This window comes from Comamonas testosteroni (assembly GCF_030505195.1).
In the GTDB taxonomy this organism is placed as follows: domain Bacteria; phylum Pseudomonadota; class Gammaproteobacteria; order Burkholderiales; family Burkholderiaceae_C; genus Comamonas; species Comamonas testosteroni_G.
Genome location: NZ_CP129672.1, coordinates 3,534,278 through 3,552,624, shown reverse-complemented (window position 1 = coordinate 3,552,624; position 18,347 = coordinate 3,534,278). Strand labels below are relative to the sequence as shown.

Annotated in this window: 16 protein-coding genes and 2 tRNA genes; 14 read left to right on the top strand and 4 right to left on the bottom strand. The window is 63.4% G+C overall.

Going from position 1 to position 18,347, the window contains the following annotated elements; all coding sequences use genetic code 11:
* Positions 1–206: 206 nt before the first annotated feature.
* Positions 207–530 (bottom strand): hypothetical protein, encoded by a 324-nt coding sequence (locus tag QYQ99_RS16320; RefSeq protein ID WP_302089132.1) that lies wholly within the window; start codon positions 528–530, stop codon positions 207–209.
* Positions 531–637: 107 nt separating this feature from the next.
* Positions 638–1,525, bottom strand: a complete 888-nt coding sequence (locus QYQ99_RS16315) for an MOSC domain-containing protein (protein WP_302089131.1) — start codon at positions 1,523–1,525, stop codon at positions 638–640.
* 164 nt (positions 1,526–1,689) lie between these two features.
* Here QYQ99_RS16315 and QYQ99_RS16310 point away from each other — a divergent pair, with 164 nt between their 5' ends.
* The 7 genes from QYQ99_RS16310 (at position 1,690) to QYQ99_RS16280 (ending at position 8,342) form a co-directional block, all read left to right on the top strand.
* Positions 1,690–2,817, top strand: a complete 1,128-nt coding sequence (locus tag QYQ99_RS16310; protein WP_302089130.1) for an FAD-dependent monooxygenase — start codon at positions 1,690–1,692, stop codon at positions 2,815–2,817.
* A gap of 128 nt (positions 2,818–2,945) precedes the next feature.
* Positions 2,946–3,653: a DsbC family protein gene (locus QYQ99_RS16305; RefSeq protein ID WP_302089129.1), complete on the top strand. Its 708-nt coding sequence runs from the start codon at positions 2,946–2,948 to the stop codon at positions 3,651–3,653.
* 94 nt (positions 3,654–3,747) lie between these two features.
* Positions 3,748–5,565, top strand: coding sequence for a M61 family metallopeptidase (locus tag QYQ99_RS16300; protein ID WP_302089128.1), 1,818 nt, complete (start codon positions 3,748–3,750; stop codon positions 5,563–5,565).
* Between the two features lie 96 nt (positions 5,566–5,661).
* A complete protein-coding gene (locus tag QYQ99_RS16295; RefSeq protein ID WP_302089127.1) occupies positions 5,662–6,441 on the top strand; it encodes an enoyl-CoA hydratase in 780 nt (259 codons plus the stop codon).
* A 74-nt stretch (positions 6,442–6,515) separates the two neighbouring features.
* Positions 6,516–6,592, top strand: a tRNA-Met gene (locus QYQ99_RS16290).
* A gap of 129 nt (positions 6,593–6,721) precedes the next feature.
* Positions 6,722–6,798 (top strand) — tRNA-Met (locus QYQ99_RS16285).
* 374 nt (positions 6,799–7,172) lie between these two features.
* The gene (locus QYQ99_RS16280; protein WP_302093196.1) at positions 7,173–8,342 is read left to right on the top strand and encodes an MFS transporter; all 1,170 of its coding nucleotides are present in this window, start codon (positions 7,173–7,175) and stop codon (positions 8,340–8,342) included.
* A gap of 159 nt (positions 8,343–8,501) precedes the next feature.
* Here QYQ99_RS16280 and QYQ99_RS16275 read toward each other — a convergent pair whose 3' ends face one another.
* Complete coding sequence (locus tag QYQ99_RS16275; RefSeq protein ID WP_302089126.1) at positions 8,502–9,407, bottom strand: LysR family transcriptional regulator; 906 nt, start codon at positions 9,405–9,407, stop codon at positions 8,502–8,504.
* Between the two features lie 111 nt (positions 9,408–9,518).
* Here QYQ99_RS16275 and mdlC point away from each other — a divergent pair, with 111 nt between their 5' ends.
* From mdlC to QYQ99_RS16255, 4 genes are all read left to right on the top strand, one after another.
* Positions 9,519–11,135, top strand: a complete 1,617-nt coding sequence (gene mdlC, locus QYQ99_RS16270; RefSeq protein ID WP_302089125.1) for a benzoylformate decarboxylase — start codon at positions 9,519–9,521, stop codon at positions 11,133–11,135.
* A gap of 27 nt (positions 11,136–11,162) precedes the next feature.
* Complete coding sequence (locus QYQ99_RS16265) at positions 11,163–12,104, top strand: ketopantoate reductase family protein (RefSeq protein WP_302089124.1); 942 nt, start codon at positions 11,163–11,165, stop codon at positions 12,102–12,104.
* Positions 12,105–12,201: 97 nt separating this feature from the next.
* Complete coding sequence (locus tag QYQ99_RS16260; RefSeq protein WP_302089123.1) at positions 12,202–13,173, top strand: Bug family tripartite tricarboxylate transporter substrate binding protein; 972 nt, start codon at positions 12,202–12,204, stop codon at positions 13,171–13,173.
* A 30-nt stretch (positions 13,174–13,203) separates the two neighbouring features.
* Positions 13,204–14,220 (top strand): Bug family tripartite tricarboxylate transporter substrate binding protein, encoded by a 1,017-nt coding sequence (locus QYQ99_RS16255; RefSeq protein ID WP_302089122.1) that lies wholly within the window; start codon positions 13,204–13,206, stop codon positions 14,218–14,220.
* A 165-nt stretch (positions 14,221–14,385) separates the two neighbouring features.
* Here the strand turns inward: QYQ99_RS16255 and QYQ99_RS16250 are convergent, their stop codons facing one another.
* Entirely contained in the window at positions 14,386–15,258 is an 873-nt protein-coding gene (locus QYQ99_RS16250; protein WP_302089121.1) for a TOBE domain-containing protein, read from the bottom strand.
* A gap of 97 nt (positions 15,259–15,355) precedes the next feature.
* Between QYQ99_RS16250 and modA the strand changes: the two genes are divergently transcribed.
* The 3 genes from modA to modC all read left to right on the top strand — a co-directional run bounded on the left by modA (position 15,356) and on the right by modC (position 18,104).
* The gene (modA, locus tag QYQ99_RS16245; RefSeq protein ID WP_302089120.1) at positions 15,356–16,150 is read left to right on the top strand and encodes a molybdate ABC transporter substrate-binding protein; all 795 of its coding nucleotides are present in this window, start codon (positions 15,356–15,358) and stop codon (positions 16,148–16,150) included.
* Between the two features lie 191 nt (positions 16,151–16,341).
* Entirely contained in the window at positions 16,342–17,022 is a 681-nt protein-coding gene (gene modB, locus QYQ99_RS16240) for a molybdate ABC transporter permease subunit (RefSeq protein WP_302089119.1), read from the top strand.
* Positions 17,019–18,104, top strand: coding sequence for a molybdenum ABC transporter ATP-binding protein (gene modC / locus QYQ99_RS16235; protein WP_302089118.1), 1,086 nt, complete (start codon positions 17,019–17,021; stop codon positions 18,102–18,104). Before modB ends, modC begins: the two co-directional genes overlap by 4 nt.
* Positions 18,105–18,347: the final 243 nt, after the last annotated feature.

Here is an 18,347-nt window from a genome sequence, read left to right as displayed (position 1 = left end):
CGTCGCGAATCCGGTTCTTTTGAAGCGTGACCCATACGCACTCTGTTCACCCAGAGTTTCGTCCTGGTTTGGCCACGGAAAGCCCCCGATTGTAATGACCCGGCAATCTCTGCTCATCTGCGGTAGATTGCGCCGCTGTTGCGGCCAGACAGCAAAAAAGCCTGCGCAAAGACAGGCTTGGGAGAAAAAGTCCGAGAAATGCCGAATCAATCGGCAGCCAACGCCGGCGAACTCTGTCGCATGGGGCCAAACAATTGCTCCAGCCCGGCAGTCTCCTGCAGCAGCCGGAACTGGGATTGCGGACTGCACAGATATTTGGTCATGCAGGGTGTGCGACAGCCGCGCATCAAGGCCGGCACCTTCTGGGCAAACTCCAGCACCCAGTCTCCGGCCTCACAGCCAATATGACCATGACCGTCGGGCAGACAGAAATCGCTGCCGGGAGCACGAAAAGTCAGGCGAGCGATCTTTCCGGCAAACGCACTGCTGCCGGTGAGAACCACGAAATCGCCAGTTTTGAATTCAGCCATGCCGCCCTCCCCTCGTTGCCGCTGCCAATGGCCTTATTGGACACTGGTTCCGCTGCATCACTATTACAGGGATGCCCCAAGTCTTTGAGGGTCAAAGGCCTACTCCCTCAATCAAAGCGCAGATTACCCGCCAGTTGCTGGCCCACAGCCAGCTCTGCTGCTGCATCCGCAGCGTCCGGCAGACCCAGCACTAGGGCATTCATACCAAAAGTAATAGCACCATCCACACGCGAATCTTGGCGATAGCTGGAAATGGAGTCTCCCACTGCCGTGCCGGGTTCGGCGGTGTCGGGATCGATATCGGGAATCGGGCAGCGCGTACAGGGCTTGCAGGGCAGCAGGCTCAGACCGGGCAACTGGGGCAGCTCCAGCTGTTCCACACGATCTTCATCATGGGCCTCGATATCGGCAATCACGATATTCGGGCGAAAGCGCCGCGCATCGACAGCAGCCTCGCCGGCCTGCATCAGTCGCTGATTGAGCTCGTCCACGGCCGACTGGCTGAGCAGCAGCAAAGGGTAGCCGTCGGCAAAATGCACCGGAGCATCGCTATCGCCCACCCAGCGTTCGCTGGCCCGGCGCGGTTGCGAACTATCAAAGCGCACCAACTGGCAGTTATCCGCCAGAGCCCGGCTCAGCCAGCTGCGTGCAGGCGCGGCCCATTCACCGAGGTCCCAGGCATCGACCGTATCCTTCCAGACCCGCGCGCGGCATTTGCTGCCCTGTACCAGCAAAGGAATCTGCAAGCTGTCCATGCCCGGAAAATGCAGCAGCAAGTACTCATTCGTAATCTCGGGCCGGATCAGAGCCATGCGCGGATGACTGCGCTGCGTCAAGAAATCGCCATTGGCGTCGACCACCATCCAGTGCCGGTCCCATTGCAGGCCGTGGCGCGAGAGCTGGGCCTTCGGCACGGCAATACCGGCGCAGGATTTGACGGGGTAGATCCACAGTTCGGCAATCCGGCCCTGCACGTCATAGGCGTTGTCGGTCATCACATCTCCTTCGAATACGGATTCATCTCTCATTTTGCCCTCTAGTCCCTGCTTGACCTGCACAGCCCGCTATCAACAGCATAGCTGGCTGCAGCCAGCGACCGCATGGCACGAGGTTTCCTCTATGAGCGCAGGCCCTGTCCGCGCCTCCTACAATGCCGGACATGGCGCAAACCTTTGATGTATGTATTCGTGGAGCCGGCATTGTGGGCCGGACCTTGGCTCTTTTGCTGGCGCGTGAGCGTCTGCGTGTGGCGCTGGTGGCGCCGCCTCAGCCTCGATCCCCGCAACAAAAGGATGTGCGCGCCTATGCGCTCAATGCCAGTTCCAGGGCCGTGCTGCAGTCGTTGCGCTGCTGGCCTGACGACGAAGATGCCACACCCGTGGTCGGCATGCAGGTGTTTGGCGATCTGGACGGCCAGATCCAGTTCGACGCGGCTTCTCAGGAAGTGCCGGCACTGGCCTGGATCGTCGATGTCCCCGCGCTGGAGCAGCGCCTGGCCGAGGCCGTGCGCTATCAACCCCAGGTGGAAATCGTCAAGGAACCGGTGGAGGCCGCACTCACCGCCGTCTGCGAAGGCCGCTCCAGCAGCACGCGCACCGAATTCGGCGTGGAGTTCTCCGTCACGCCCTATTCCCAGCACGCCATTGCCACCCGGTTGAGCTGTGAGCTGGCGCATGGCGGCATTGCACGCCAGTGGTTCACGCCGGAAGGGATTCTGGCCTTTCTGCCCATGGGCGGACCCGACGGTCACGAAGTGGCCGTTGTCTGGTCGCTGGAACAATCGCTGGTGCCTGACTGGCTGGAAAGCGACGAAGAGAGCTTTACCACCCGCCTGCAGTCCATCAGCCAGGATGCGCTGGGCCAGCTGGAGCTGGTGGCCGAGCGCGCCACCTGGCCTCTGCAGCAGGCCGTGGCCGACCGCTGGTGCGGACCGCTGGACAGGAACAGCCAACAAAGCTGGGTGCTGGCAGGTGACGCCGCCCACAACGTCCACCCGCTGGCCGGCCAGGGTCTGAACCTGGGCCTGGGCGATGTGCAGACTCTGGCACGCATCCTTCAGGAGCGCGACTACTGGCGCAGCCCCGCCGATCTGAAGCTGCTGCGCCAGTACGAGCGTGAGCGCAAGGCATCTCTGGCCCCCATGGGCCTGGCCATGGACGGGCTGCAGCAGCTGTTTGCCCGTCCCGAAGTGCCTGTGCAGATGCTGCGCAACTGGGGCATGAAGGGTTTTGAGCGCAGCGGCCTGCTCAAGTCCTGGATGGCCAAGCAGGCCATGGGTCTGCTCTGAGAAGACGGCTCAGGGAACCCTTGACTCAGTCCGTAGTCCAAGCAACAGCCCTGCCGTTCATGCATAGTGGATGGCAGCCGACCTCATCCTTTCCACGCTGCAGCGCGCTGCAGCCCCATACATCTTCCATGAAACTTGTTGCCTGCCTGCTGGCCACCGCCAGCATGACCTTCGGCCTGAGCGTGCATGCCCAGGATGCCAACCTCAAGAAGACGCTGACCGAGCGCATTCCCCAGCTAGAGAAAATCGACGAGGTCCGCTCCACCCCCATGAGCGGCCTGTACGAAGTACGCGTGGGCACGGACATCTTCTACACCGATGCCAAGGGCAACTATCTGATTCAGGGCGAGCTGATCGACACCAAGGCGCGCCGCAACCTGACCGAAGACCGCATGACCCAGCTCACGGCCGTGGACTTCAAGCAGTTGCCCATCAAGGACGCCATCACCATCGTGCATGGCAAGGGCGAGCGCAAGATGGCCGTGTTTGAAGACCCGAACTGCGGCTACTGCAAGCGCTTTGAGAAAGACCTGCAGAGCGTGGACAACGTCACCATCCACCTCTTTCTCTACCCCATCCTGAGCCCGGACTCGGCCGAGAAGTCGCGCAATATCTGGTGCGCCAAGGACCAGGCCAAGGCGTGGCAGGAGCAGATGCTGAACAGCAAGAACGCGCCAGCCGCCCAGTGCGACCCTGCCGCCATCCAGCGCAATCTGGCTTTCGGCCGCAAGTACAAGATCACCGGCACGCCCACCGTGATTTTTTCCAACAATGTGCGTGTGCCCGGCGCCATCTCGGCTGCCGAGGTCGAAAAGCACCTGGCTGCCGCCAAGTAATCCCTGTCTCATTGCCGGAGCAGCGTGCACCTGATGAAGTTTCAGGCACGCTGCGATAGGTTCGCATGCTCCGGCCCGCATTTCTGGAGCTGCCATGACCTCTGATCCCAATACCTGCGGCATTCACTCCGACATCCGCTTCGCCGTGCAGGCCAGCGCGGTGGACGCCCATCTTTTTGATGTGGAGCTGCATATCGCCCAGCCTGCGGCGCAGCAGCTGCTGTCGCTGCCGGTGTGGATTCCGGGCAGCTATCTGGTGCGCGAGTTTTCCAAGAATCTGCAGGGCTTGAAGGCCACGCAGAACGGTGAGCCCGTGACCGTGCAACAGCTCAGCAAGAATCAATGGAAAATCGACTGCAACGCTGATTCAGCATGCGTTATCAGCTATCAGGTTTGCGCCTATGACACCTCGGTGCGCACGGCCTGGCTAGATCGCCGGCGTGGCTTCTTCAACGGCACCAGCCTGTGCCTGCGCGCGCATGGCCAGGAAGATCACCCCCATGCCCTGGAGCTGCTCGGCAGCCCCGCCACCGAGGGCTGGCAGGTGGCCACCGGCCTGAAGCCGGCGCAGGTCGACGCCAACGGCTTCGGCCTCTACACGGCAGCCCATTACGACGAGCTGGTGGACTGCCCCGTCGAAATGGGGCGCTTCTGGCGCGGCAGCTTTACGGTCGGCGGCGTGCCGCACGAGTTTGTGGTCGCCGGTGCCGCGCCCAGCTTTGATGGCGAGCGCCTGCTCGCCGATACGCAAAAGATCTGCGAGGCCGAGATCGCCTTCTGGCATGCCGACGGCAGCCAGCCGCCCATGGATCGCTATGTCTTCATGCTCAATGTGGTCGATGACAACTATGGCGGCCTCGAGCACCGCAACAGCACGGCACTGATCTGCGGCCGCCGCGATCTGCCGCGCAAGGCAGAAGCCAGGGCCGGCGAGGGCTACAACACCCTGCTGGGCCTGATCAGCCACGAGTACTTCCACACCTGGAACGTCAAGCGCCTGCGCCCGGCAGAACTGGCCCGCTACGACTACGAGCAGGAGAACTACACCGAGCTGCTGTGGTTCTTTGAAGGCTTCACCAGCTACTACGACGATCTGTTCCTGCGCCGCGCCGGACTGCTGGACAACAGCCAGTACCTCAAGCTCGTCACGCGCACCATCAACCAGGTGCTGCAGACGCCGGGCCGCCTGGTGCAGTCCGTGGCCGAGTCCAGCTTCGACGCCTGGGTCAAGTACTACCGCCAGGACGAGAACACTGCCAATCACACGGTCAGCTACTACACCAAGGGCTCGCTGGTTGCTCTGTGCCTCGATCTGGCCCTGCGCGCCAACGGTACGGGCAGCCTGGACGATGTGATGCGCGGCCTGTGGCGCTGCAGTGAAGGCGGCCCCATCAGCGAAGCCGATGTGCTGGCCGTGGTCAGCGAAGTGGGCAACCCCGAGATTGCCGGGCAGCTGCAAGCCTGGGTGCATTCCACCGAGGATCTGCCGCTGCGCGAGCTGCTGGCCACGCATGGAATCAAAAGCAAGGCCGAGCCCGCACAGCTGGCACAGAAACTGGGCCTGCGTGTCCAGGAAAACCATAGCGTGCAGATCAAGACCGTGCTGCGCGGCGGAGCTGCCGAGCAGGCCGGCATGATGGCTGGGGACGAATGGCTGGCCGTCGAGGCCGATGGTCAGCGCTGGCGCATCAACAAACTGGACGATGTGCAGCTGTACGCGGCCGGCTCCAATCAGCTCACGGCCTGGGTAGCACGTGACCAGCAGATTCTGCAGCTGACGCTGAACCTGGGCGGCCTGCTCGCCAAAGCCGCCAGCGAGGATGCAGATAGCGCCAGCCCCATCAGCAATCTGGGGCTTGAAATCAGCGACAAGGCCGCTGCAGAGCGCTGGCTGACGGGCATTGCGGCCTGAGCCCGCCCCCAAAGTGACGCTGCTGTGCGACAGCCGGCAGCCAGGCTCAGCGGTTATTCTTGGCAACAGCGATTCATTCTTTAGCAGGAGACAAACTTGGCCTACGAAACCATCGAAGTCCGCGTGGAAGCGGAAAAAGTCGGCATCATCACGCTGAACCGCCCCAAGCAGCTCAATGCCCTGAACGACCAGCTCATGGACGAACTGGGCGATGCGCTCAGGAAGTTCGATGCAGACAAAAGCATTGGCTGCATGATCATCACCGGCAGCGAACGCGCCTTTGCCGCCGGTGCCGACATCGGTGCCATGGCCAAGTACAGCTTTGCCGACGCCTATGGCGGCGACTACATCACGCGCAACTGGGAAACCATTCGCAGCATCCGCAAGCCCGTGATTGCCGCCGTCAGCGGCTTTGCCCTGGGTGGCGGCTGCGAGCTGGCGATGATGTGCGACTTCATCATCGCTGCCGATAACGCCAAGTTCGGCCAGCCAGAGATCAAGCTGGGCGTGATTCCCGGTGCCGGCGGCACGCAGCGCCTGCCGCGTGCCGTGGGCAAATCCAAGGCCATGGACATGGCTCTGACCGCCCGCATGATGGATGCCAGCGAGGCCGAGCGTGCCGGTCTGGTCAGCCGCGTCGTGCCTTTTGACAAGCTCATGGAAGAGACGCTGGGCGCCGCCATCATCATCAGCGGCTTCTCCCAGCTGGCCGTAATGGCTGCCAAGGAGTCCGTGAACCGCGCCTTCGAGAGCGGACTGTCCGACGGCGTGATGTTCGAGCGCCGCCTGTTCCACGCCCTGTTTGCCACCCAGGACCAGAAGGAAGGCATGGACGCCTTCGTGAACAAGCGCCCCGCTAACTTCACCCACCAGTAAGCACCAGGTTTTTCGCAAGAAATTTCAGCAAACCAATTGAAGCAGCTATTTTTTTGCATATAATCGCTGTCTTCGGTCGTATAGCTCAGTTGGTTAGAGCGCAGCATTCATAATGCTGATGTCGCAGGTTCGAGTCCCGCTACGACCACCAAACAGGAAACCGCAGTGCTTGCAAAAGCACTGCGGTTTTTTCTTTGTCCCCGAGACCGCTGCAGGCTGCGCACAAAAAATCCCAACTTGGCTGCCAAGGCAATTTCTTCCTATACAATTGCGGCCTGTCGGTCGTATAGCTCAGTTGGTTAGAGCGCAGCATTCATAATGCTGATGTCGCAGGTTCGAGTCCCGCTACGACCACCAAATTCAGGCCCCAGTTGCTCACGCAACTGGGGCTTTTCGCTTTTTACAGAGGCGACATTGCGCCGCGCTGCCCTTTCTGCCCCGCAGAAATCAACGCAGTCCGCGCCGCCATGCTCCAGCCGCTCAAACCTCCCCTTCAAGGACTTTTCCGTGCCCGTTGCACCTCAAGGATGCTGCACGCACGCTGCGTGCCCGCGCGCTGGTCTTGCGCCCAGCGGGGGCCTGCTTTTTTCTGCAAAAGCAGGCTCACAGGCCCGAAAAGTCCGTCTTCGCTCAAGGACTCTCCCGTGACCATACAAACCACAGGCGCCGTGGCAGGCACAGCCGCGCCCGCCGCTCCAACAGAAGTCAACGGATACAGCTGGAAAGCACTCATGGGCTCGGCCGTCGGCTACGCCATGGACGGCTTTGACCTGCTGATCCTGGGCTTCATGCTCTCGGCCATCTCCAAGGACCTGAACCTCACGCCCGGCCAGGCCGGCTCCCTCGTGACCTGGACCTTGATCGGTGCCGTCTTCGGCGGCATCGTCTTCGGCATGCTCAGCGACAAATACGGCCGCATCCGTGTGCTGACCTGGACGATTGTGCTGTTTGCCGTCTTTACCGGCCTGTGTGCTTTTGCACAAGGCTATTGGGACTTGCTGATCTACCGCACCATTGCCGGTATCGGCCTGGGCGGAGAGTTCGGCATCGGCATGGCACTGGCCGCCGAGGCCTGGCCCGCACGCCATCGCGCACGCGTCTCGTCCTATGTGGCGCTGGGCTGGCAACTGGGCGTGCTGGGCGCAGCCATGCTGACCCCGCTGCTGCTGCCCTCCATCGGCTGGCGCGGCATGTTTCTGGTCGGCGTGATTCCTGCTGTCGTGGCCTGGGTCATCCGCAACAAGCTGCATGAGCCCGAAGTGTTCGTGAACCGCAGCAAGCAGGAGCAGCCCTCGGCCATGCAATGCCTGAAGCTGCTGATGAAGGACAAGGCCACGCGCAAGATCAGCCTGGGCGTGATCGTGCTGACCTCGGTGCAGAACTTCGGCTACTACGGCATCATGATCTGGATGCCCAGCTTTCTGTCCAAGCAGATGGGCTTCAGCCTGACCAAGTCGTCGGTGTGGACGGCCGTCACCATCGTCGGCATGTCGCTGGGCATCTGGGTCTTTGGCCAGCTGGCCGACCGCATCGGCCGCAAGCCCACTTTCCTGATCTTCCAGGTCGGCTCCGTGATCTCGGTGCTGGCCTATTCCCAGCTCACCGATGCCACGGCCATGCTGTGGGTGGGCGCCATCATGGGCCTGTGCGTCAACGGCATGATGGGCGGCTATGGCGCCGTCATCAGCGAAGCCTACCCCACCGAAGCCCGCGCCACGGCTCAGAACGTGCTGTTCAACATCGGCCGCGCCGTCGGCGGCCTGGGCCCGGTCGTCATCGGTGCGCTGGCCATGGCCTACTCCTTCCAGGTGGCCATTGCCCTGCTGGCCGCCATCTATGTGCTGGACATGCTGGCCACGGTCTTTCTGATTCCCGAACTCAAGGGCAAGGAGCTTCATTAAAGATAGCTGCCATCGCAGACCCATCAAGCGCCAGAGCCTTAAAGCCTGGCGCTTTTTTTATTGCCCCTGAGTCGTCCCAAGGCAACAAACCTCCGCTTGGGCGCCCGACGCAGGGGCAGCGCGGCCACACGAAGCGGGCACGTATGAGGGCCTAGCCCCTTATCTGCGCTGCCCGAACACTTCGCTGACCAACTCCCTCAGCCACAGGTTCGCGGGCTCCTGCGCAAAGCGCCAGCTCCAGTGCAGCGACACATCGAAGGCACTGTCTGGCAGATCGGCCTGCAGCACCACATAGCCACCCTGTGCTTCAAACGTCTCGGCAATCTCGGCGGGCATGATGACGGCCAGATCCGTCTGGTGCACGATGGAGGGCACGGCCATGAAGTGGGCCGCCGACAGCCGCACCTGATCCTGCAGCTCGAGCTTGCGCAGAATGTGCAGCGTCTCGGAATGCGAGCGCACGGCCACATAGTCGAGCCCGCGCAAATGTTCAGCACTCAGCCTCTCGGTCTTCAAGCCCTTGAGCACCGGATGCCCCTGGCGCAGCAACAAGGCGTAGTGATCGGACAGCAGCACCTTCTGCTGCGTGCCCGTCACACCGGGCAGAAAGCCGATGGCGATATCCAGCGAGCCACGATCCAGCGCATCGGCAATCTCGCCCATGGGCATGGGCAGGGTTTGCAGCTGCACATGGGGCGCCCGGCCTCTCAAGGCCTGCATCAGTGGTGGCAAGAAGCGCGCCTCACCGATGTCGCTGAGGTGAATGCGAAAGCACTGATTCGCCTGCAAGGGATCAAAACTGTGCGCCTCTGCCAAGGCCACCTCCAGCGTTGCCAGCGCAGTTCTGACCGCCTGAGCCAGCCGCTCGGCACGCGGCGTGGGGCGTACGCCCCCATGCATGCGCTCGAACAGCGGATCGCCCAGCAAATGGCGCAGCCGCGTCACCGCCTGACTGGCTGCGGGCTGGGACAGGCCCAGCTCCTGCGAAGCGCGGCTGACGCTGCCGTGGCGAAACACCGCATCGAAAACACGCAACAGATTGAGATCCAGACCTGATATATCCATTAAACGAATATCTCTTAGATGTTTTATTCAATTGCTGGAAATTATCGCCAAAGGCAGGATGGATGCCAACAGTGCCAAGGCCCAGTGCCAGCCCGATCCAAGGAGAAATTTTTGCCTGCCAACACCGCCCCCAATGCCCAGGCCGCCGAGGTCTTCACCGTCCGCCACGCCGTCATCAACATGCTGCGCGAGCTGGGCATGACGCGCATCTTCGGCAACCCGGGCTCCACCGAGCTGCCCTTGTTTCGCGACTATCCCGAGGACTTCTCCTACATCCTCGGCCTGCAGGAAACCGTGGTCGTGGGCATGGCAGACGGCTATGCCCAGGCCACGCGCAATGCCAGCTTCGTGAACCTGCACTCAGCCGCCGGCGTGGGCCACGCCATGGCCAATATCTTCACGGCCTTCAAGAACCGCACGCCCATGGTCATCACAGCCGGCCAGCAGACCCGCTCGCTGCTGCAGTTCGACCCCTTCCTGCACTCCAACCAGGCCGCCGAGCTGCCCAAGCCCTATGTGAAGTGGAGCTGCGAGCCCGCACGCGCCGAGGACGTGCCCCAGGCCCTGGCGCGTGCCTACTACATCGCCATGCAGGAGCCGCGCGGCCCGGTCTTCGTCTCCATTCCCGCCGATGACTGGGATGTGCCCTGCGAGCCCATCACGCTGCGCAAGGTCGGCTTTGAAACCCGACCCGACCCACGCCTGCTGGAGAGCATCGGCCAGGCGTTGGAGAGTGCGCGCGCACCGGCCTTCGTGGTCGGAGCGGCCGTGGACCGCAGCCAGGCCTTCGAGGCCGTCCAGGCCCTGGCCGAACGCCACCAGGCTCGCGTCTATGTGGCCCCCATGAGCGGGCGCTGCGGCTTCCCCGAAGACCATGCGCTGTTCGGCGGCTTCCTGCCAGCCATGCGCGAGCGCATCGTGGACAGGCTCTCGGGCCATGATGTGGTCTTCGTCATCGGCGCACCAGCCTTCACCTACCACGTCGAAGGCCACGGCCCCTTCATCGCCGAGGGCACGCAGCTGTTCCAGCTCATCGAGGACCCCGCCATCGCCGCCTGGGCCCCCGTGGGCGACGCGGCCGTGGGCAATATCCGCATGGGCGTGCAGGAGTTGCTTGCCCGCCCCCTGACACATCAGCGCCCTGCGCTCCAGCCCCGGCCCGCCATACCGGCGCCGGCGGCACCCGAGCCGGGCGAGCTGATGACCGATGCCTTCCTCATGCACACACTGGCCCAGGTGCGATCGCGCGACAGCATCATCGTCGAGGAGGCGCCAGGCTCGCGCTCCATCATCCAGGCCCATCTGCCCATCTTCGCTGCCGAGACCTTCTTCACCATGTGCAGCGGCGGGCTGGGCCACAGCCTGCCTGCTTCCGTAGGCATCGCGCTGGCCAAGCCCGACAAGAAGGTCATAGGCGTCATCGGCGACGGCTCGGCCATGTACGCCATCCAGGCACTGTGGAGCGCAGCCCATCTGAAGCTGCCGATCACCTACATCATTGTCAAGAACCGCCGCTACGCCGCCCTGCAGGATTTCTCCAGGGTGTTCGGCTACCGCGAGGGCGAGAAGGTCGAGGGAACGGACCTGCCCGACATCGACTTCGTGGCCCTGGCCAAGGGCCAGGGCTGCGACGGCGTGCGCGTCACCGAAGCCGCCCAGCTGCCCCAGGTTCTGCGGGACGCCCTGCGCAGCCCGCGCGCCACGCTGGTCGAAGTCGAGGTCGCCTGACCCGCCCCGCGCCCTCGGAGACAAGACATGCACAACACACAAGAGCCGCAAGCGGCCACCGTCGGCATCCTGGGAGCGGGGGCCATGGGCACCCTGTTCGGCACCCGGCTGGCCCGGGCCGGCATCCCCGTCACGCTGGTGGATGTCAACGCGCAGCTGCTCCAGGCCATCCGCGAGCACGGCGTGCACTGCGAGACCGACCAGGGCCCGCTGCACGCAGGCGTTCAGGCCCTGCAGGCCCATGAGCTGACGCAGCCGCCCGCGCGCTGGCTGATCTTCACCAAGGCCGCCCACACCCAGGCCGCGCTGCAAAGCATTGCCCACCTGATAGGGCCCGGGACCCTGCTGCTCAGCCTGCAAAACGGCATAGGACATATCGAGACCCTGCACGGATTTGCCGATGCCCAGCAGATCGCCGTAGGTGTGACGACATGGCCGGCCCGGTTGCTGGCTCCCGGAAAAGTGAGTTCGCTGGGCAGCGGCAAGATCCGTTTCATGCCGCGCACCGGACAGGTGGAAGCCGGCTTCCAGGACTTCTGCGACGACCTCAACCGCGCCGGGCTGCATTGCGAGATCGATCCCGAGGTCGAGACGGCCATCTGGGAAAAGCTGGCCTTCAATGCGGCCTTCAACGGTCTGTGCGGCATCACGCGCCAGACCGTGGACGCACTGGCCAGCCCCCTGGGCCGCAGCCTGATCCGCGAAGTCCTGGACGAGGTCGTTGCCGTGGCTGAGGCCAACGGCATCGCTGTGGACGCCCTCCGTATCCAGGCCACGGTGGAGGATGCACTGAACCACCATGTGGGACACCAGCCGTCGCTGCTGCAGGACCTGCTGGCGGGGCGCCCCACCGAGACCGACTCCATCCACGGTGCGGTGGTGCGCGCGGGCGAGCGGCATGGCATAGCCACGCCCATGACACTTACCCTGCACCGGCTCATCAGCATGACACAGCAGCGCACGCCATAGGACCAGGACTGGGCGAAGACGCATCGAAGGCTCGGGAAGACAGCAAAACAAAAAACAGCAGGGACCGGGCCCACGGATTCAACAACAAGGAGACAACATGCGCAGAACCTTTCTCAAAGCCGGCGCTGCTTGCGGTGTACAGCTCATGCTGGGTACGGCCCACGCCCAGCCGGCGTCCGGCAGACCCATGGAATGGGTGGTCGGCTTTGCCGCGGGCGGTGGCTCGGATGCTGTGGCTCGCGGCGTAGCCGAGGCCTGGGCCAAGCCCATCCATCGCAACATCGTGGTGATCAACAAGCCGGGCGCCGGCACCAACATCGCCGCAGAATATGCGGCGCGCTCGCGCGACTATGGCAACCTGGTCTTCACCGCCGACTTCGCCACCCTGGCCGCCAACCCGCATCTGTTCCCCAAGCTGGCCGACAACGCCGAGCAGGACTTCGTCCCCATCAGCCTGCTGGCGCGCTTTCCGCTGCTGCTGGTTGTCAACAACGACTTGCCGGTGCGCAGCTTCCAGGAATTCGCGGCCTGGGCCAAGGCCAACCCCGGCAAGCTCAGCTATGGATCTCCCGGGCTGGGCACCCCGCACCACCTGGCCACCGAACTGCTGGCGCAGAAGATGGGCGTGAAGATGACCCACGCACCCTATCGCGGCGCCGGCCCGGCCATGCTGGATGTGATCGGAGGCCAGATTCCCTTCATGCTGGTGGACAGCGCCGCAGGCCTGCCCCACATCAACACGGGCAAGGTCCGCGCCATCGGCGTGGCCAGTGCGCAGCGACTCAAGACTCTGCCCCAGATGCCCACGCTCATCGAGCAGGGCGTGGCCGGCTTCGAGGCCTACGCCTGGCAGGGCCTGGTCGCGCCCAGGGGCACGGATGACGCCACCATACAGATGTGGTCCAGGACGCTGCAGGAAACCCTGAAGACGCCGGCGGTGCAGGCCCGCTTCGAATCACTGGCCCTGGAGCCCCTGCCCAGCACTCCCGAGCAGATGCGCGAGTTCTGGCTCTCCGAGAAGAAGCGCTGGGGTGAGGTCATCAAGACCGCAGGCATCAAGCTGGACTGAGCGATATCAATGACAAGCAGGAAAACACATATGGAGACTCCCATCACTCAACGCCCCTGTGCACACAAGCCGCTGCGCGCCCTGATCACCAAAGGCTGGGCCAGCCTGGGCATGGCGCTTTGCCTGGCGCCGGCCGCCCAGGCGCAGACATGGCCGGATCGCCCCATCCGCCTGATCGTGAACTTCGCCCCTGGCGGCGCCGCCGATGTGATGGGGCGCGCGATCTCGCCCGCCATGAGCCAGGTGCTGGGCCAGTCCGTGGTGGTGGACAACAAGCCCGGAGCCAACGGCAATATCGGTATCAGCGAAACCGTGCGCTCTGCCAAGGACGGCTATACGCTGCTGCTGAGCAGCGGCGGCGGCATCAGCATCAATCCGCTGATCTACAGCAAGCTGCCGTTCAACCCTGAAAAGGACTTGATCCCCGTGGCTGCCGTGGCACGCGTGCATGTGTTTCTGGAAACCAACCCCAGCCTTGCCGTGAGCAATGTGCAGGACTTCATCAAGCACCTGCAGGCCAACCCCGGCAAGCTGTCCTACGGCTCGCCAGGCCCGGGCAGCTCGCCTCATCTGGCCGGTGAAATGTTCAAGCGCGCGGCCAAGGTCGATGCCAGCCATATTCCCTACAAGGGTGCCGGTCCGGCCCTGACCGATGTGCTCAGCGGCCAGTTGCAATACTGGTTCGATCCAGGCCCGGGACTCAAGCAGGTCGAGGCCGGCAAGCTCAAGCTGCTGGCCATAGGCAGCCCACACCGCTCGCCGCTGTACCCCAAGGTACCCACGCTGGCCGAAAGCGGCCTGCCGGGCTTCGATGCCGACACCTTGTTCGGCGTCTACGCTCCGGCCGGCACGCCCGCACCCGTGGTGGATGCCGTGCGCGCCAGCGTGATCAAGGCACTGGAGCAAAAGAGCGTGGTCGATGTGATACAGGGCCTGGGCGCCACGCCCGAGCCGCGCATGAGCCGCCAGGACTTCGTGGACCACCATGCCAAGGAACGCGCCCGCTTTGCACCGCTGATCAAGGAAATCGGCTTGAAAGTGGATTAAGGAATTTGAGTTCAACGTGGGAGTCCGGTTGCCCGAAAACTCCCTTTTGACCGCCCGTCTGCAAGGACCGGCGGTCTTTTTTTTGGCTTACGCCAACAAGAATGCTCAACAGGCATGCCTACCGACAAAACACCAAGCCAGATCCGAATTTGCGCAAGTCGTGTTTTAGTGGGACGCCACCGCCACCACTACCGCAGACTCGGCCACCTCCAGCCAGACATTGTCATTGGCCACCAGAGCGCTCATGGCCGGCGCAAAGCCCACGATCTGCGCGCCCCAGCTCAAACGACAGATGGCTTCGTCGCAAGCCAGGCTCTCTTCCGTCACCGTGGCTGCGCCGTAGGTCGCGCGCTGCACCACGGCAGGCCAGATATTGATGGGCTGCGCGGATGCCGCAGGTCGCTCCTGCCCCGGCCAGACCTTGACGGCCGTGGCCTTGCACAACGCCAGCACCTGCACACCGGGTGCCAGACCCAGCAGCTCATAGCTTTCGGGCGTGATGCGCGCAGCAATCGTCCAGTCCGAGCCTGCATCGCTTGCGGCACGCAGCCAGACCCGAATCTGCCCGCCTATGGACTCGACCTTGAGCACGCTGCAAGGCCACTGATTGCGCATGCTGGTCATCAGACCCAGATTGGGCTGGCCGCCACCTGGCGTGCCGGCCTGCATGCGTTGCAGCAACTCGGCACGCAAGCGCATCATGGCCTCGGCCGCATGCAGCAGCTCCTCGCCCGCCGGCGTGATCTGTGCGCCGCCGCCGCCGGCGCCGCCCACGCTGCGCTCGACCAGCGGCACGCCAGCCAGATTGGTCAGGGTATCGATGGCCTGCCAGGCCGCCTTGTAGCTCACGCCCACGTCACGGGCAGCCTGAGAGATGGAGCCGCTTTGCGCAATGCCGCGCAGGATGGCAATGCGACGGTCGGCCATGTCATAGCCCAGCGCCTGGGAGACCGAGTCGGACGATAGTGCGCCACCCGACGCAGCCTCGTCGCCGGCCATATCCAATTGTTCTTGTTCGAAATTTTCTGTGTCTGACATAGACCGCCATCATGCCCTGACAGCCAATTTCCTCGCTCGACCTCAGTTGTTCATTCACGTTACACTCGCTATTCCATTAATGAATAGCGAAATTTCAATGACTCAGATCACTGCCCGCTCCACCGGTTTTTCCTTTCAACTGGCTCGCTCTGCGGCCGTGATCGGCACAGTCGTGCTGGGCCTGTGGTCTGCGCAGGCGCAGGCCGCTGAAGTGGCGGTCGCCGTGGCTGCCAACTTCACCGCTCCCATGAAGAAGATTGCGGCCGAGTTCGAGAAGGATACAGGCCACAAGGCCGAGCTGTCGTTTGGCGCCACCGGCAAGTTCTACGCCCAGATCAACAATGGCGCGCCCTTCGGCATTCTGCTGGCCGCCGATGACACTACACCCGAGAAACTGGCCAAGGAAGGCAAGGGCCTGGCCGATTCGCGCTTTACCTACGCCATCGGCACGCTGGTGCTGTGGAGCCCCAAGGCCGGCTATGTGGACGACAAGGGCGATGTGCTCAAGAGCGGCGACTACAAGCACATCGCCATCGCCAACCCCAAGCTGGCCCCTTACGGAACAGCTGCCATGGAAGTGCTGAACAAGCTCGGCCTGAGCGCTCAGGTGCAGCCCAGGGTGGTGATGGGCGAGAACATCGCCCAGACCTACCAGTTCGCCGCCACCGGTAATGCGCAGCTGGGTTTTGTGGCCCTGTCCCAGGTCATGGAGAACGGCAAGATCCGCGAGGGCTCGGCCTGGCAAGTGCCCGGCAATATGCATGAACCCATCCGCCAGGATGCCATTGTGCTCAATAGCGCCAAGGACAACGAAGCCGCTGCGGCTTTGATGAAGTACCTGCGCAGCCCCAAGGCGCACGACATCATCCGCTCCTACGGCTATAGCTTCTGACGCTAATCCACAAGCGCTAGAGCCCCATTCAACGCGAACTGTTCCGCTCTACCCTTGGCGCTGCTCGGCTAAGCTGGGCGCTCCAAGGGTCTTTTTCTGACGACTTGCGCAAATTCGGACCGGACATGGCGCTTTGCCGATAGAGATGTCCGTTGTGCATACTGGTTTGCGCAAGTCCTGTTTTTGATTCCATGCAACTGAATGCCGAAGACTACGCAGCCATCTGGCTCACGCTCAAGCTCGCGGGCGTGACTACCGTGCTGCTCATGCTGTTGTGCACACCGCTGGCCTGGTGGCTGGCCCATACCCGTTCGCGCTGGCGCGGCCCGATCGGTGCCGTGGTGGCACTGCCGCTGGTGCTGCCGCCCACCGTCATCGGCTTTTATCTGCTGGTCACCATGGGCCCCAACGGGCCCGTAGGCAAGCTCACGCAGGCCATCGGCCTGGGAACTCTGCCGTTCACCTTTGCCGGTCTGGTGGTGGGCTCGCTGATCTACTCCATGCCGTTCACCGTGCAGCCGCTGCAGCGCGCGTTCGAGGCCCTGGGCCCGCGCCCCATGGAGGCGGCGGCCAGCCTGGGCGCCAGTCCGCTGGACCGCTTTATGACCGTGGCACTGCCGCTGGCGCGCCCCGGGTTCATCACTGCCGCCGTGCTGACCTTTGCCCACACCGTGGGCGAATTCGGCGTGGTGCTGATGCTGGGCGGCAATATCCCCGGCGTCACGCGCGTGGTCTCGGTACAGATTTACGACCATGTGGAAGCCATGGAGTACGGCCACGCCCATATGCTGGCGGCCGGCATGGTGGTGTTCTCCTTCATCGTGCTGCTGGCTTTGAACTGGCTGCAACCCAAAGCGGAGCGCCGCGCATGACAGCCACGAATTTCATCACCGCGCAGCTCAGGCTGAGCCGGCCGGACTTCGAACTCGATGTGGATCTGCAGCTACCCGGCCAGGGGGTCACGGCGCTTTTCGGGCCTTCGGGCTGCGGCAAGACCAGCTGTCTGCGCAGCCTCGCCGGACTGGAGCGGGCGCAAGGCCGCGTCACCGTCAACCAGACCGTATGGCAGGACGACGCCGGCCGGCAATGGCTGCCCACGCACCAGCGCGCGCTCGGCTATGTGTTTCAGGAAGCCAGCCTGTTTGCGCATCTGTCGGTACAGCGCAATATCGATTACGGACTCAGGCGCACGCCGCAGGAGCGCCGCAAGGTCTCCAAGGAGCGGGCCGTGGAACTGCTGGGCATCGCCCATCTGATGGATCGCATGCCCGCCACGCTGTCGGGCGGCGAACGCCAGCGCGTGGCGATTGCACGGGCTCTGGCCACCAGCCCCGAAGTGCTGCTCATGGACGAGCCCCTGGCCGCGCTCGACGCCCAGCGCAAGGCCGAAGTCCTGCCCTATCTGGAGCAGCTGCAGCGCCATCTGCGGATTCCAGTGATCTATGTCAGCCACTCCATGGACGAGGTCGCGCGCCTGGCCCAGCATATGGTGCTGCTGGGTGCAGGCAAGGTGCTGGCGCAGGGCGGCGTCCCCGAGTTGCTATCCAGTCTCGATCTGCCGCTGGCCCATGGCGACGTGGCCTCCAGCGTGGTGCATGCCACGGTGCAGGCACATGACACGGCCGATCATCTGAGCACCCTGATCTTTGACGGAGGCCGGCTGCAACTCGTCATGGCCCGCCCGCGCGAGCCCGGCAGCACGGTGCCGCTGCGCGTGCAGGCGCGCGATGTCAGCCTGAGTCTGCTCAGGCCCGAGGGCAGCAGCATTCTCAACATCCTGCCGGTACAGGTGCTGGCCCTGCGCGAGGACGGACCGGGGCAGGTCATGGTTTCGCTGCAGGCGGGCGGCACGCGGCTGCTGGCCAGAATCACCCGGCACTCGGCCCGGGCCTTGCAGCTGCAGCCCGGCATGCCGGTGTATGCACAGATCAAGGGCATGGCGCTGCTGGACTAAGTGTCGGCTCAAATACTTGATTTACATCAAGAATTTTTCATCGCATACCCGAGGTATGCGCTAGCCTTTGCTGGACAAACATTCGCTTACTGAATAGATTCGCCATCCTTTGACTTTTATCTAAGAGTCAAACGACAAAAAGCTTGAGGGCTTTTGTCGCGCTTCCTCGCTTTGCGAGCCTGGCTGTGCCAGCCGGCTCAATTGCTTGCCATTGGCATCCCTCAACATTCGACGTGGCCCGTG